The 15438-nt window shown below is 27.4% G+C and carries 11 protein-coding genes, 1 pseudogene and 1 riboswitch; of the genes and pseudogenes, 3 read left to right on the top strand and 9 right to left on the bottom strand.

The window, feature by feature from the left end:
- Positions 1 to 406 (top strand): annotated as a pseudogene (locus tag RDJ14_RS03720) (hypothetical protein); the annotation flags it as partial.
- 74 nt (positions 407 to 480) lie between these two features.
- Here RDJ14_RS03720 and RDJ14_RS03715 read toward each other — a convergent pair.
- Positions 481 to 1065, bottom strand: coding sequence for a hypothetical protein (locus RDJ14_RS03715; RefSeq protein WP_308150034.1), 585 nt, complete (start codon positions 1063 to 1065; stop codon positions 481 to 483).
- Between the two features lie 64 nt (positions 1066 to 1129).
- Positions 1130 to 2782: a hypothetical protein gene (locus RDJ14_RS03710; protein WP_308150033.1), complete on the bottom strand. Its 1653-nt coding sequence runs from the start codon at positions 2780 to 2782 to the stop codon at positions 1130 to 1132.
- A 222-nt stretch (positions 2783 to 3004) separates the two neighbouring features.
- Positions 3005 to 3172, top strand: a riboswitch (M-box (ykoK) riboswitch).
- Between the two features lie 108 nt (positions 3173 to 3280).
- Between RDJ14_RS03710 and mgtA the strand changes: the two genes are divergently transcribed.
- Positions 3281 to 5998 carry a magnesium-translocating P-type ATPase gene (gene mgtA, locus RDJ14_RS03705; RefSeq protein ID WP_308150032.1) on the top strand — a complete coding sequence of 906 codons (2718 nt, stop codon included), beginning with the start codon at positions 3281 to 3283 and terminating at the stop codon, positions 5996 to 5998.
- A gap of 85 nt (positions 5999 to 6083) precedes the next feature.
- Here the strand turns inward: mgtA and RDJ14_RS03700 are convergent, their stop codons facing one another.
- The 6 genes from RDJ14_RS03700 to nusA all read right to left on the bottom strand — a co-directional run bounded on the left by RDJ14_RS03700 (position 6084) and on the right by nusA (position 11317).
- Positions 6084 to 6578 carry a hypothetical protein gene (locus RDJ14_RS03700; RefSeq protein WP_308150031.1) on the bottom strand — a complete coding sequence of 165 codons (495 nt, stop codon included), beginning with the start codon at positions 6576 to 6578 and terminating at the stop codon, positions 6084 to 6086.
- 216 nt (positions 6579 to 6794) lie between these two features.
- Positions 6795 to 7475 (bottom strand): agmatine deiminase family protein, encoded by a 681-nt coding sequence (locus RDJ14_RS03695; protein WP_308150030.1) that lies wholly within the window; start codon positions 7473 to 7475, stop codon positions 6795 to 6797.
- Positions 7476 to 7607: 132 nt separating this feature from the next.
- Complete coding sequence (gene rbfA, locus RDJ14_RS03690; RefSeq protein ID WP_308150029.1) at positions 7608 to 7967, bottom strand: 30S ribosome-binding factor RbfA; 360 nt, start codon at positions 7965 to 7967, stop codon at positions 7608 to 7610.
- A 1-nt stretch (position 7968) separates the two neighbouring features.
- The gene (gene infB / locus RDJ14_RS03685) at positions 7969 to 9801 is read right to left on the bottom strand and encodes a translation initiation factor IF-2 (protein WP_308150028.1); all 1833 of its coding nucleotides are present in this window, start codon (positions 9799 to 9801) and stop codon (positions 7969 to 7971) included.
- Between the two features lie 27 nt (positions 9802 to 9828).
- Positions 9829 to 10119, bottom strand: a complete 291-nt coding sequence (rnpM, locus tag RDJ14_RS03680; protein WP_308150027.1) for an RNase P modulator RnpM — start codon at positions 10117 to 10119, stop codon at positions 9829 to 9831.
- 16 nt (positions 10120 to 10135) lie between these two features.
- A complete protein-coding gene (gene nusA / locus RDJ14_RS03675) occupies positions 10136 to 11317 on the bottom strand; it encodes a transcription termination factor NusA (protein ID WP_308150026.1) in 1182 nt (393 codons plus the stop codon).
- A 389-nt stretch (positions 11318 to 11706) separates the two neighbouring features.
- Between nusA and RDJ14_RS03670 the strand changes: the two genes are divergently transcribed.
- Positions 11707 to 11979 (top strand): hypothetical protein, encoded by a 273-nt coding sequence (locus tag RDJ14_RS03670; protein WP_308150025.1) that lies wholly within the window; start codon positions 11707 to 11709, stop codon positions 11977 to 11979.
- On the opposite strand, the gene RDJ14_RS03665 is transcribed toward RDJ14_RS03670, so the two are convergent.
- Positions 11976 to 15263, bottom strand: a complete 3288-nt coding sequence (locus RDJ14_RS03665) for a DEAD/DEAH box helicase (protein ID WP_308150024.1) — start codon at positions 15261 to 15263, stop codon at positions 11976 to 11978. The genes RDJ14_RS03670 and RDJ14_RS03665 overlap by 4 nt on opposite strands.
- Between the last annotated feature and the right edge of the window lie 175 nt (positions 15264 to 15438).

Here is a 15438-nt window from a genome sequence, read left to right as displayed (position 1 = left end):
AGTTTTAGATAATACGACTTTTGTTAGTAGTATTCTTTTACATTTAATAGTACCTTTAGGAGTAATTGTTTTATTCTTAGTAATTCCTAGTAACCAACCAACTGTTTATAAAGAATTAGTAATTAAAAAAATATCTTATATGTTAATTTTTCCGTTTTTATTTTTTCTTAATGCTTTAATTAAAGGTTCATTCGTAGGTGAACTAGCATTTCATGAAGGAAAATGAGTAGTTAATTATTCTTACCCGTATCAATTCTTAAATTTTAAAGAAGGTTTTGGGGAAATGATTGGTATTTCAATTGGGATTTTAGTTGTAATTGTTGGTTTTATTTTCTTATTTTCTTGATTAAATAATTTATTATCAATAAGAAAGTCAAATAAATTATTAGAACCTGATAATTGATAAATATATAACTTAATGTATAATTTATATATCATGAAAAGTGGTGTTCCTTATTTTTCATTAAAAATAATAAATGATTAAACTAATGGATAAACTGAATTACTAGAAAGGTTTGAATTTGGAATTTCATCTGAAAATGAGATGTTAGATAGATTTAAAGTTTCATTTGTTCATTGGAACTGGGGGAAAATTTTAGGTTTAAGATAAACTCCTGATTCTATGTTAACAGCTACTACTACGGGTATATCTGTAGTTACTTCTACTGGTGTTACTATTGTGTTATTGTTTGATGATTCGTAAAGATATTGGGTATAAGTGCTTGTAACATTTTGAATGTGTTTTGTAACGCAAGTAGCAGGGCATAGGTCATAACTTGAGGATAAGTCAACTGCAGGCTGTAAATTTTGTAATTCTTGATTTAAAGTCTCTATTTTATTTTGTAATTCAATTTCTGTTGACAGTCTTTGCTGGTTTTGAATTGTTAATTGTTGGTTTTCTATTTCAAGTTGTGTTAATTTGCTAGTTACTTCTTTAAGCAATGTTTCATTCTTTTTTAGTTTTTCTTGTAATTTACGTTTCTCTTTTTGAGCATTTGAATTTTGAATTTGATTAGTTAATTCTTTGTTTACTTTGACAAGATTATCTTTTTCATTTTTTAACAATTTATTTCTTTCACATTGTTGAGTATTTATGTGGAGAGTATTTTGTAAGTTTTCAGTAGTTTCCTTAATTAATGTAGTTAATGTGGTAACTTCATTTGTTAAGTTTTTTGAATTGTTCAGTTTCTTTGGTTATTATCTCTTGAGGTTCATCTAATTTTTGTGAAGCATTATGTGTTTTTGATTCTTTACTAGTTGAGGGAATAGCAATATTATTTTCTTGGGATATAGGATTTGGTTTCGTAATTAGTTCTGCTTTATTTTCTGATTTGACATTAGTTAAATTTTGTTTATCTTTATTGGTAAAAGATACACTAGTTTCTAAATTTTCTTGTTTGAACTGAGTAGTATTTTTTGATGATTGTCGTTTCTTTTTCTTTTTAATTTGTTTTTTATCAGTTGCAGTAGATTCTTCTTCTAAACCTTTATCTATCATAAATTGTTTTATGTCTTCTTTTTGTTGTTTTTGACTAATTTGATTAAGAACTATTGATTGTTGTATTTCTATACCTTGGTGACTTACATTTGGTATTAGTTCAGGTATTGTTGATGTTTGTAAAATTAAATCTTCTATTGGACTTATATCAACAAAAGAATATGTTTTTTCTGTTTCTTTAATAAAACTGTCTAATGTTGTTGAAAATAATTTATTTTCATTAAAACGTTTTTCTTTAGAATTTATTTCTTCAATCTTATTAGTAAATCTATTAATAAATTGCTCATTAGTAAATTTAAAAATTGAATCTTTAAGTAAGTTTAGATTATATAAGAATATTTTTATATGTTTTTGTTTGTTTTTTGATTTTTTATTTGATTCTTTAATAGCAGTTAATTTTCATTCTTCAATTTGTTTATTTACAATATGAAAATTGAAAATAATATCAAAATTCATAAAATCAAATTTTTTTTCAGTAAAATAATTAAATTTTGCTTTTATCATCGTTTGTAATTCTTTTTCATTTGGTAGATTTTCAACAATTTTCTTTTTATGAAAAGTAGTAGAATCTAAAAGTTTTTCTATTTCTAATTTATCAGTATCTATCCGTAAAAAAGAGACATTATCATATCCTTTTGCCATAAAATTTCATAAAATTGTTGTTTCTATCTTTTTAATTACTGTAAATTGTTGAATTTTCTCTTTTCAAAATTCTAATTTAATAGTATTGTTATTGTGTTTATCATTTTTTATTGTTTCTAAGATGTATTCTAATGTACTTTTAATTTTTGGTGCCATTTTTAATGTAATAGCATTAAAATCATCATTAGTTTTAATTTGTTCATTTCAATCTTTAATTTCTAATATTTCTTCTAAATTATGAATATCAGTAGCAAACATTTCTTGGTATTTTGTAGTTTTCATTTCAAGAGTTCAATTAAGAATAAAATTTAAGATTCAGATATTGACCTCTGATTTTAAATGTAGTATTGTTGTTTCTAATGATTTTATTTTTTTATTGTTATTCTCCTTTAAAGTTTTAAAATCTTCATAATTAAGAATTTGACTATCATCAATTGTTAAATCTCCTGTATTTATATCAAATTCTTTAATTATTTTATTTTCTTTTATCTCTTTTAGAATTGATGTTGTAAAAATATCTTTTATACTATCTTTTTTTCAAATCTCTAGTGTTTTTATTTTTAACTGAAGTTGAAAAGCTTTAACAATATCAAGATTACGGGTAATCATTTCTTCAGTAATTAATTCATAAGATTTAGCCATTTCAATTATTCCTCTCTTATGTTCTTAAATAAAAAATGCAAATCTCTAAACTTGTAAAAAAGTTTAAGGACTTACATTTTTAATATTATAACACGAATATTTTAATAACGTAATATTAATAATCAGTATGGGAAATAGATAAAGATTAGGTTAATTATATCAATATTGATTGATATTTATTTTTAATTCTGTTATAAATAACTTGTATTTTAAAAACTAATAATTATATTCTGTTCAAAAAGGCTCCTTTATAGAAATACGCTACTGCCCATCCTATGTCCAAAGACATTTTATGGGTCAACAGCAACAGTCGGATTAAGGCTTTTGCTAATGTAGCTGGTAGTATACCCTAAGCTATATCGTGCTCATTCTGCAACGAGGGAATATTAATGTCCTGCTATTTTTTGTAATTATCACGACTTTATTCTCTTTGAATAAAGTTTTTTTATTTATAGTATACAATTAAAGTAAACAAGTTTAGAACTGGGGTTTTGTGTCATGCGCTTTTGAAAGAAAAAACATAAAGAACTAAAAACAACGACTATGTTTAAACAATTCTCCCAAATGTCAAAAGAAGAAGCCATCAAAAAATTAAATGGTAATATGAAAGGTTTAAAAATCAATGATGTTGAAGATAGAATCAAAGAATATGGGAAAAATATTTTTTCTCATAAACGTTTTGTCTGATACAAAAAATTAGTTCATAATATTATTAATCCATTTATTATTATATTAACATTAATTGTTATTTATAATTTTATTAGTTATAGTGTGATTGATGATAGCGATGATCGTAATGTCGATTTGTTTAGTGCTATTATTGTGTTAGTGATGATTGTAATGAGCGTATTTATTTCTTATTTTCAAGATTATCGTTCCTATAAATCATCAGAAAAATTACGACAATTAATTGAAACAACCGCCAGTGTTTTTCGATTTCAGGACAAAAATAAAAATATTGATTTTAATGATTTAAATAGTATTTCAAATTTTACGCAAGAAGTACTAATTGAGAATTTAGTACCTGGTGATATTATTTTCTTATCTTCAGGTGATATGATTCCTGCTGATGTTCGAATTTTAGCATCAACCGATTTATTTATTAATCAAGCAGCCTTAACAGGTGAAACCTTACCAGTAGAGAAACACGCTATTGACCCCACTAACGATGTTAAGAAAAGTAGTATCTTGGAACTACAAAACTTATGTTTTATGGGAACAAGTGTTGTTTCTGGTGGTGCTATTGCTATTGTTATGGCGACAGGTGCTAATACATACTTTGGTTCGATTGCTAGTGCTGTCACAGGAAAACGACCTACTACTAGTTTTAATAAAGGTATCAAAAAAGTAAGTTATATTTTAGTTGGTTTTATGTGTGTGATGGTACCATTAATTTTTATTGTTAATGTCGTTACTAAAGAAAGTATTTTAACTGCGTTAATCTTTTCAATCTCGGTTGCTGTAGGTATTACCCCAGAAATGTTACCAATGATTGTTAGTGCTAATCTAGCACGAGGTGCTGTAAAATTATCACGTAAAAAAGTTATTGTTAAAAATTTAACTAGTATTCAAAATTTCGGCGCCATGGATATTTTATGTACCGATAAAACTGGGACATTAACTGAAGACCGTATTGAGTTAGTTAAACATTTAAATCCTGAAGGTGTTGAATCCGATAAAGTGTTAGCAATGGCTTATTTAAATAGTTCTTTTCAAACAGGATTAAAAAATAATATTGATAAAACAATTGTTGAACATATTAAAGCTCATCATAATAGTGTTACTGATATTCCATATCGTAAAATTGATGAAATTCCTTTTGATTTTGCACGACGTAGAATGTCAGTTGTCGTATCAAAAAATAAAGTAACTAACACTTTAATTTGTAAGGGTGCCGTTGAAGAAATATTAAAAATTTGTACACAAGTTGATATTGGTGGCAAAGTTATTACATTAACTGATAAAATTAAAGATAATGTTTTAAAATTAAGTGTTGATCTGAATAATGATGGCTTACGGGTAATTGCTATTGCCTATAAACCATTTACAAGTGATAAAAAAATCTTTAAAATTAGTGATGAAGAAAAATTAATTTTATCAGGATATATTGGTTTTTTAGATGTACCCAAACCAAGTGCTATTAAAGCAATTAATTCATTAAATCAACATGGGGTAGCAGTTAAAATCTTAACTGGTGATAATGAAATTGTTACTAAAGCCATTTGTAAAAAAGTAGGATTAGAACCAGGTGTTCCATTGTTGGGAACTGATATTGAAAATATGGATGACCAACTTTTACGCACTATTGTTGATAAAACAACTATTTTTGCAAAAATGGATCCACTACAAAAAGCACGTATTATTGATATGCTAAAACTAAATGGTCATACTGTTGGATTTTTAGGTGACGGTATTAATGATGCTGTGGCTTTACACCATGCTGATGTGGGAATTTCTGTTAATAGTGCTACTGATATTGCCAAAGAAGCTTCTGATATTATTTTATTAGAAAAAGATTTAGAAGTTCTAGAACAAGGTGTTGTTAGTGGTCGGATTACCTTTGGTAATATTTTGAAATATATTAAAATTACTATTTCTTCTAATTTTGGTAATTCACTAAGTATTTTAATTGCTTCAATTTGATTACCATTTTTACCAATGATGGCTATTCAATTGTTGTTGCAAAACTTGTTATATGATATTTCACAATTAGCAATTCCTTGAGACCGTGTTGATAATGACTTTGTGGCTAAACCACAAAAGTGAGATACTAAGAGTATTTTACCCTTTGCCTTCTGAAATGGTCCTTTAAGTTCGTTCTTTGACATCACCACCTTCTTATTTTTAGGATACGGTTTACATATTTTTAGCAACTATAATAATTCATCAGGAGCAGATGCCTTATATTGAATATCGTTATTTCAAACAGGATGATTTATCTTAGGAATTACTAGTCAAACCTTAATTGTTCAGTTATTACGAACTTCAAAAATCCCCTTTTTACAAAGTCGTCCATCATGACAGTTATTCAGTACTACCGTTTTAATTACCGGAATTGGGATTTTAATCCCTTATACAGCATTAGGAACTATTATTGGTTTAACAACAATTTCACCAATCTTTTATGTTTATTTATCAGGAGTAGTAGTAGTATACTTCTTTGCTAGTCAATTGTTAAAAATGATTTATATTAAAGTTAATAAACGGTGATTGTAGGTATAAATATTTTTATTATTTATACCTAAGTGGTATTATATTAATGTTATAAGATGAAAGTTATACAAGGAATAGTTAATGCTTTTTATTTTTTTAATGTATCCAATTGAGTTTTAAACTTTGAATTTTCTTCTTGCAAATCATGAATTCAATCTATTAGTTGTTCTAACTGTTCTTTATGTTTTTTTAAAACACTATAATTAATTGAATTTGGATTTATATTAAAATTTTCTTTTATTTCCATCTGAACAAGTTTTATAAAAAATGTACTATATCGATCTAATTCAATAGATTTATTAAATGTGTCTTTTCAAATATCACTAATCTCGTTGAACTTAATTGTTCTAGAATATATAGGTCTTATAAAATTGATATGATTATCATTTTTAATATTAAAATAATCATGATTGCTAGATTCAGTTGTTATTAGTTGTACTTTTACATGACTTGGATAAGACTTAATAACAATGGCAGGACGATATTTTTGTTTTCCAGTTTCTTTCTCAATATCATTGATTATTTGAACTCTTATACCACGACCTCTTTGTAATTTTCTTCAATCTCAAGATTTATTTTTCATGTTTTTCTCCATTAAATTTTCGTAATATTTTCTATTGATAAAATATTGATTTATGGTATCATTAATATTGCAAGAGGGAGTAAACTCTCGCATTCCCAACCCTAGTTGTTGGGGTTTTTATAATATGATAATGATATAATTTAATTAATTTAACTAAGCAAATTCGAGAGATATTACTGCTCTGGTGGATAACTAAACCTTAGCGTATTTTGAACCTTATGGATTATTTTTTTCTTGTAATTCTGGTTGATAGCATATGAAACTATTTAATCCACTTTTCCCTAAAAGTAGCTCTCTAACATCAATAACTATGATTTGTTTATCATTAAAAAGTATTGACATAATATCTAATACTTTTTCTTGGGTTTCTTTATGATTAAAACTAGGAATTAAAACTATTTTATTACTAATGTATAAATTAACATAACTAGTTACTAATTTTTGATTGGGAAGTACTACTTGATGATAAATATTATAATCAATTAGTTTAATATCTTCTTCATTGCGAACGTCCATGGGTGGTAAAGGAACTTTAATGACATTATAACGTTTACCGTGAACATTAGTAGCTCGTAATAAAATATCATAAGCAGCTTTTACTGCTTGATAGCGATCATCTTCGGCATTATTAGTTCAACTTACTAAAATGGTTTTATTGTCAACTACATACATTATATTTTCTAAACGACCTTTAGTTTCATCAAAAGGTAAGCCATGAGGAATTCAAATAATGTTAATAACATTTAAATAATTTTTTAAATAGTCTTCAGCTTGTTCGACAGTTAAACTAGGATTACGATCTTCACACATAATCCCTTCATAACTGGCAAAACATGTTTGGTCATTATCAATCATAATCATACTTGCTATTAAAGTTGTTGCTAATATTTTTTTCATAGTTATCACTTTTACTACCATTATAGCAACTATAGTATGAAAATTTCAAAAAATTTAGCCTTTAAAAGTCAGTCTAATTATGGAAATAGACTTGATTTATTGTTTTAATTTAAGTATTAAAATTATTTATTATTATTCATTGTTATTTGAATTTTTTTTAATGTTTGAAAGAATTTCATCAATCTTTTTAACTTTAGTACTAGTTTCATCATATTTAAAACGGAGAATCGGTACTTTATATTTACTACTAGTTTTAGCTAAAGCACTACGACAGAAACCTTTCGCCTTTTCTAAAGCCACACTTACTGCTTTGATATCAATGTTATCAAAGTAAATAGTTCAATAAATGGTTGCATAACTATTATCTTTAGTAATTTTAACATCAGTAATAGTAATATCTTTGAATAAAATATTGTTAGCTTGTGTTTTAAGAATAATGTTTATTTCTTTTTTAAAAGCACTTGCTTGTTGCTCTAATTTTAATAAGACCATGTTATTTCTCCAATACTTCCTCAACTAAGAATGATTCAATAATATCATTTTCTTTTAAGTCATTATAGTTTTTAATAGTAATTCCACATTGCGTTTCTTTTTTTGCTTCTTTTAAATCATTTTTTTCATGTTTTAAAGTGCTAATATCACCAGTGTAAATTACAACATCATCACGAATGATATGAACTTTACTATTACGTTTAATTAACCCATCAATAACCACACAACCAGCAATTGTTCCTACTTTTGAGAAGTGAAAGGTTTGGATTACTCGTGCTTGACCAAGGACTTTATCTTCAAAAGTTGGCTCTAGTAGTCCTTTAGCGGCTAATTGTAGTTCTTCAGTTACTTTGTAAATAATGTTATGTAACCTGATTTCAACGCCAGCATTTTCTGCTGCGGTGCGAACAACATTATTAGGGCGAACATTGAAACCATAAACAATACTATTTGAAGTTTGGGCTAGTTTAATATCAGATTCACTAATTCCGCCAACAGTGGCCCGAATAAATTTAACAGTAATATCATTAACATTAATTTTTTGTACGGCTTGCACAATTGCTTGGACTGAACCTTGCGTGTCAGCACGAAGAATAACGTTAATTTGTTTTAATTCACCATCAGATGCATCTTGTACTAAGTTACCTAAAGTAATTTGACAATTATTACGTGATGTATTTGTTTCTTGTGTTTTTCGTGCAAGAGCTATTCTTCGTGCTGTTTTATCATCATTAAAAACAATAAATGATTCACCAGGACTAGGTGCAGTTTCAAAACCTAATACTTGGACAGGCATTGATGGCCCTGCTTTAGTAATTTCTTTTCCTAAATCATTGATTAAGCGTTTAATTTTTCCTTTAACACTACCTGCTACGACAATATCGGTTACTTTTAATGTTCCACCTTGTACTAATAATGTACAAATTGATCCAACGTTTTTATCATGGTGTGATTCAATAACTGTTCCATTAGCAATGCGACTAGGATTAGCTGTTAATTCTTTAAGTTCTGCAACTACTAGTATCGCTTCTAACAAGTCATCAATACCTTGATGTTTTAAGGCACTACCATAAACAAAGATAGTATCACCACCTCATTCTTCACTAGTTAATCCACATACTGATAGTTCATTCATAATGCGGTCAGTGTTAACGGTAGGTTTATCCATTTTGTTAACAAAAACAATAATGGAAACGCCAGCTACTTTGGCATGGTCAATAGCTTCACGGGTTTGAGGCATAACACCATCATCAGCAGCTACTACTAATATGACAATATCGGTAATTTTAGAACCACGAGAACGCATTTCTGTAAATGCTTCGTGACCTGGTGTGTCAATAAAAGTAATTAGTTTATTAGTTGCAGTTTTTACTTGATAAGCACCGATGTGTTGGGTAATACCACCATGCTCTTTGTGTGTAATTTTAGAATTACGAATGGTATCTAGTAGTGTTGTTTTGCCGTGGTCAACGTGTCCCATGATGGTTACCACTGGTGGGCGTTCTACTAGTTTTTTCGGGTCATTATCTAATTCTATATTTTCTAATAGGTTTTCATAAGTAATGACTTTGGTTTCTTCAAAGTCAAAACCTCATTCTAAACAGATTTCAGCCATGCTATCTTTGTCCAATACTTTATTTTGATTAAATAGTTGACCTTTTTTCATGAAGTATCGGATGATGTCGGTTACTGGGTGATTTAAACTTTTGGCAAATTCTGATATTGTTAGTGGTTCACTAAATAAGAATGTTCCTTTTTCGTTAATTCGTGATGTTTTTTGTTTTAATTGTTGGTTAATATTTTGTGTTTGTTGAGATACTCGTTTTTTTGCCATGTGCATCTCGCCTTTCGTTTGGGAAAATTAGTCTCAATTTTCTTGGATTTCTTTTATTAGTGCATCATAAAATTCATTGGGAATTTTTGTTTTTAGCGCACGTGCTAATCCCTGATTTTTTTTCAATTGAGGAATTAAATTCAATCTGGGTTGGATGTAAGCACCACGACCAGCATGTTTACCAGAAGTATCAATTAGCAGTGTCCCGTCTTTGGTAACAACAATTCTAATTAGTTCGCGTTTTGGTAAAATAGTGTTAGTAATAACACATTTGCGCATAGAGATTTTTTTGCGTTGGATTAATGGGTGATTTTCCATAAACTCCTCCTTTTATTTAATAACGAACTTTATTATTTCAGTGGGTTTTCTTTTTCAACTCTTTGATAAAATTATCGTACTCGTTTTCTTTAATATTACCATTTCAAGTGAATTTAATATTGTTTTCTTGTGCTTGTTCTAATGAAGAAATATTAATGTTTCAGTGAGTAACTCCAGCTGCTAGTTTTGCTGCCATGCCATTTTTACCAATGGCTAATGATAACTGTTCAGTTGGGACAATAATATTAGCTTGTTTATTTTGTTCGTCAATCGTAATTGAAATAACTTTAGCAGGTGTTAAAGCGTTAATAATATAAGTTTTAATATCAGGGCTTCAAGCAATAATATCAATTTTTTCACCACTTAGTTCAGTAGTAACTAGTTTTGTTCGTTCGCCGTTTTTACCAATACAAGCTCCGATTCCATCAATACTTGGGTCATGACTTAAAATGGCTACTTTAGCACGAATCCCAGGAATGCGGGCCACATCTTTTATTTCAATTACGCCTTGAGCAATTTCTGGTACTTCTAATTCTAGTAAACAACGTAAGAAGTTGGGATGAGTTCTTGATGCTAAGATTTGACCATAGTTTTTATTTTTAATGATGTCCTCAACATAAAATTTAATGTGTTCAGTATTAACAATTGGTGTATCTTTGGTTGGAATTTCATTAGGAATTTGATTTTGACGTGGTAAAAAGGCATAAGCACGTCCAATTTTAATAAGCATGTATGTTTCTTCTCTGCTTTCAACAGTACCAATTAAGATATGGTCTTTTTTGTCAATGAATTCATCGTAAATTGATGTTTTTTCAGCTTCACGAATTGATTGTTTGACTACTTGAATAGCTTGAAAAATTGATAAACGTGAAAATTGATCAGTGGGGATTAGTTTGGTATATGTATCACCAATCGTTAAATCTGGATTTAACTTTTTAACAGTTGATAAAGCAATTTCAGTATCAATATCTTCTACCTTTGCTACTACTTTTAAATCTTGATAAATTTTAATTTCGCCTTTTTGCAAAGCAATTTGAACACGGATATTTTCAAGTGTATCACTTTGACTTTGACGTTCATAAGCTTTAATTAACCCTTCCTTTAAAGCTTCGATAATGTCTTCTTCATTAATTTGTTTTTCTTCAGCGATTTCTTTAATTGCTGCTAAAATAACCTCATTGCGTTCTTTTTCGCTCATTTTATCCTCCTTAAAGTTTGGTAAATAAATTATGTTTTTATAATATTTGAAATAGATTTATTTCAAAATGTTTATATATTAATTATTCTCTGATAAAGAAAGATTAATATATTACATTAAAAATAATAAAGACAGCTTGTAGCTGTCTTGCTATAATTCTAATTCATAAATTATTATACAATAATCTTATTGATAAAACAATATTTTCAAACAATAAAATTTATTTTACAGTAACTTTGAACACCTATAATTTAGAAAGAAAGACAAATTTGCTGGTTTTTAATGACTTAGTTACTAAACTTTGTTATGATAAATAGTGTTTAGATATAGATATTAGAAAAACATAAGGTTATATTATTCAATAATAAAAGAATGGTGGATAAGTGTATATGTTTAAAAAAGATGGTGTTATTAGTCTAATTGACTATTTTAATATGACAATTATGGTTAATTATCTTAATTTGGAAAAAACTAAATCACAAAAGAAAATTGATAAGAACTTAAAATTTGAAATTGAAAATGTGATGTTGGATTTGAGAAGTTTATTTTTACAATTAGAAGGCTTAGTAAAAACTATTAATACTAATCAAACGCAAATTATATTTAAAAATTTACTTAGTCAAGAACAATTTGTACTATTTGAAGATATAATAAAAAATTAATTTAGATCTAGTAGACTTTTTAGTTCAGTTTCACTTAAGTTAGTAATTAGTTGTGCATCATCAGAACTATCAATTACAGAATCAATCATTGCTCGTTTTTTATCTTGAATGGTAATGATTTTTTCTTCAATTGTGCCTTTGGTAATTAGTTTGATGACTTGGACAACTTTTTTTTGTCCAATGCGGTGGGCACGGTCAGTAGCTTGGTTTTCTGTTGATGGATTTCATCATGGATCAAAGTGAATTACAACATCAGCGCTAGTTAAATTAAGACCAACTCCTCCTGCTTTTAAAGAAATTAGAAATACGCTAATATTTTTATCATTATTAAATTCTTCTACCATCGCTAAACGTGATTGGGTTTTAGTGCTACCATCTAAATAAAGAAAGTTAATATTTAATTTTTCACAAATGGGAGCAATATTTTTTAAAACACGAGTAAATTGAGAGAAAATTAAAATTTTATGTCCTAAACCAATTAACTCTGATAGCATGTCTTTTAAAGCATCAATTTTAGCACTTTCATTAGCATAACCTTCATTTAAAATACTAGGGTCACAACAAATTTGACGTAACATTGTTAAGACAGCTAAAATTTTAATTTTGCTTTGGTTAAAACCTTTAGTATCAATGGTAGCATCTAAATCTTTTTTGGCAGCACTCACGTAGGCACTATACATTTTTTTCTGACGGTCAGTCATCTCAATAATAATTTTATTTTCAATTTTATCAGGTAACTCTAAAGTTACATCTTTTTTTAATCTTCGCAAAATAAAAGGTTGTACTTTACTATTTAATTCGTTTAATAACAGTTTATCTTCATTTTTAACAATTGGTGTTTCATATTGTTTTTTAAATTTATGGTGTGATAATAAGAAACCAGGTAATACAAAATCAAAGATTGATCATAGCTCTGTTAAATTGTTTTCAATTGGTGTTCCTGTTAGGGCAAACCGAATCGGAGCATTAATATCTTTAGTAGCTTTGGCATTTAACGAAGTAGGATTTTTAATGTGTTGGGCTTCATCAATAAAGCAATGAGAAAATGATAGAGATTCATATTGAGTAAAATCACGTCGTAATAGTGGATATGAAGTAATTAACACTTGGTAATTTTGATGATCAGATAAGATAGATTTTCTTGTCGCTTTGTCACCAGCAATAACAATAGTTTTTATGTGAGGAGCAAACTTATTGAATTCACTTTCTCAGTTGTAAATAATAGAAGCAGGGCCAATAATTAATATTGGTTTCATGCTGGGATTTTCTTCGTATTCTTGAGCAATATAACTAATAGTTTGTAATGTTTTTCCAAGACCCATTTCATCAGCTAGAATGCCACCAAACCCAATTCCGGCTAAGGTTTTTAATCATTGATGACCTTTGATTTGATAATCACGTAATGTAGCATTAAGGTTTGAATTAATAGTAATTTTATTTTCTGCAAAATTTTTAACTTTTTTAACAAAATCTTTAAAAAATTGATCTTTTTTAATTGACACACCTTTAAATGATTTTAGTTGTTGCTCTAAAAAGAAGGCGTTAAATTTTGGTAATTTTAATTTACCAGGTGCTAGAACATTTACTGGGACATCAAATTTATCAATCAATTTCGCAAATTTTTGTAGTGTTTTATTTTGCAAGTCAATAATCGCACCATCTTCTAAGCGGTGATATTTATTAGTAGATTTCATGGCATTAAAGATTGCTTGTAGTTCTGTAGCAGGGATTTCGCCTAAGGCAAAATCAAATTCTAACAGACTATTTTCTGGGTTTAGACGAACAGCACTAGTAACTAATTTAAACTCAATAAAACGTACTTTTTTAAAATCATCAGTATAATAAATGGTTGAATGTTCTTCTAATGGTGGTAGGAATTGGTCTAGTAATTTCATAATATCATTAATATCACTTAAAAATAGTTGATTATCTTGTTTAACAAATGGTAGTAAATTGATAAAATTATAGTATTTTTTTTCTTTATCATAATCACGGATTACTAGTTTTGTAGGGTGATTACGATTATTATCTATATCAAACAAGACTTTACTGTAATTAAAAATTGGTTTTAAGATTACTGATTTTCCATCAAAATCAAAGTAACTTTCAATTACTAAACTGTTATTTTCAACATATTCTGGTAATTGTTCATCAATAGTAACAATATCTGTTTCTTGTTTTAAAACAGGAATAATATATTGAAATGCTTCTTGACTACCCTTTTCATCAAATAAAATTTCATTTTTATTTTGCAAGTTCATGGTTTGTAAAATAAACCCACTACTATTACGATATTTATCTTGTAAAAATGATATTTTATTGTTATCGAAAATGGTTTGTAGGCGGATAGTTAAAAATAAAGGGTTAGTCTTTTCATTTTTAATTAGAATTTTATTATCTTGGAGTTTAACACTTAAATTAACTTGGTAGTATTTTTCAGTTATGGGAACATTAGCATATAAAGTATCTTTTATTACTAAATCAATTCTTTCATTTTTCATAAACTTGAAAAAACGTTCCGTTTGTAACGCTAACATATTAAAACAATTGCTTCTATTTTTATGATAAACATAGTTAAATTGTGCTATTTGGGAATGATTAAACAACTCTGTTTCTTCTTTTAAAAATTTTAATAATCTTAAAAATTTGTTACTATATTGTTCTGATTCAGGAATTAAAGGAATACCATAAAGATTGGCAAAACGTCTTTCTTGCACAAATGTCGGTTTTTCTTTCATTAATAATTCCAAAAATTCATTAATATCTTTTACTTCTTTGAAATTTTTAATTCCGACACTAAATTTTAATGCAGCTTTGTTTTCATTAATAATTTCACATGTAATTTTACAATCAATAGTATCTGTTGTTACAATTTTATTAGATGATTGTTGCATTTTAAAAAAGTTAATTAAATCAGTAGTTGGTTGGAGAAAGCCACTTCATTGTAAAATATCTCCATTTGATTTATAAAAACAATAAAGTAAAGCACCAATAATATGTTTACAATCAGCTCGATTAGTTAAAACATACATGCAATTACATGTTACCTTTTCTAACTCAACTTTATTATTAAAATATAAAAAACTAATTCCAACTTTATACTCTTCATTACTTTGTGAAGCTAAACAGGAAAAAATAAAAATCAATTGATTTCTTTCATTACTGATATTAATTATTTCTTTTTTAAGTAATGTTAAATAATTATTTTTATATATGCTTTGACCACGATATAATATTGTAGTTGGTGCTATTTGTTTAATGAATTCAATATTAAAATTTGACATTTTAGTTATTTTTGCTCCTTCAATTTAGTTAAAAGTTATTATATAATTATACCTAAAAGTATATTTTTAAAATATAGAAAAACTAAATATTTTAAAATTATTCCTGTGTCCCAAAATGAGATATTATTATTGTGATCTTAATCTAAATTGTGGATCATTGGGGAATATTAATTTT

The organism is Spiroplasma sp. AdecLV25b, from assembly GCF_030913225.1.
Classification (GTDB): domain Bacteria; phylum Bacillota_I; class Bacilli_A; order Mycoplasmatales; family VBWQ01; genus Spiroplasma_E.
This window is presented reverse-complemented; position numbering and strand designations above follow the sequence as displayed.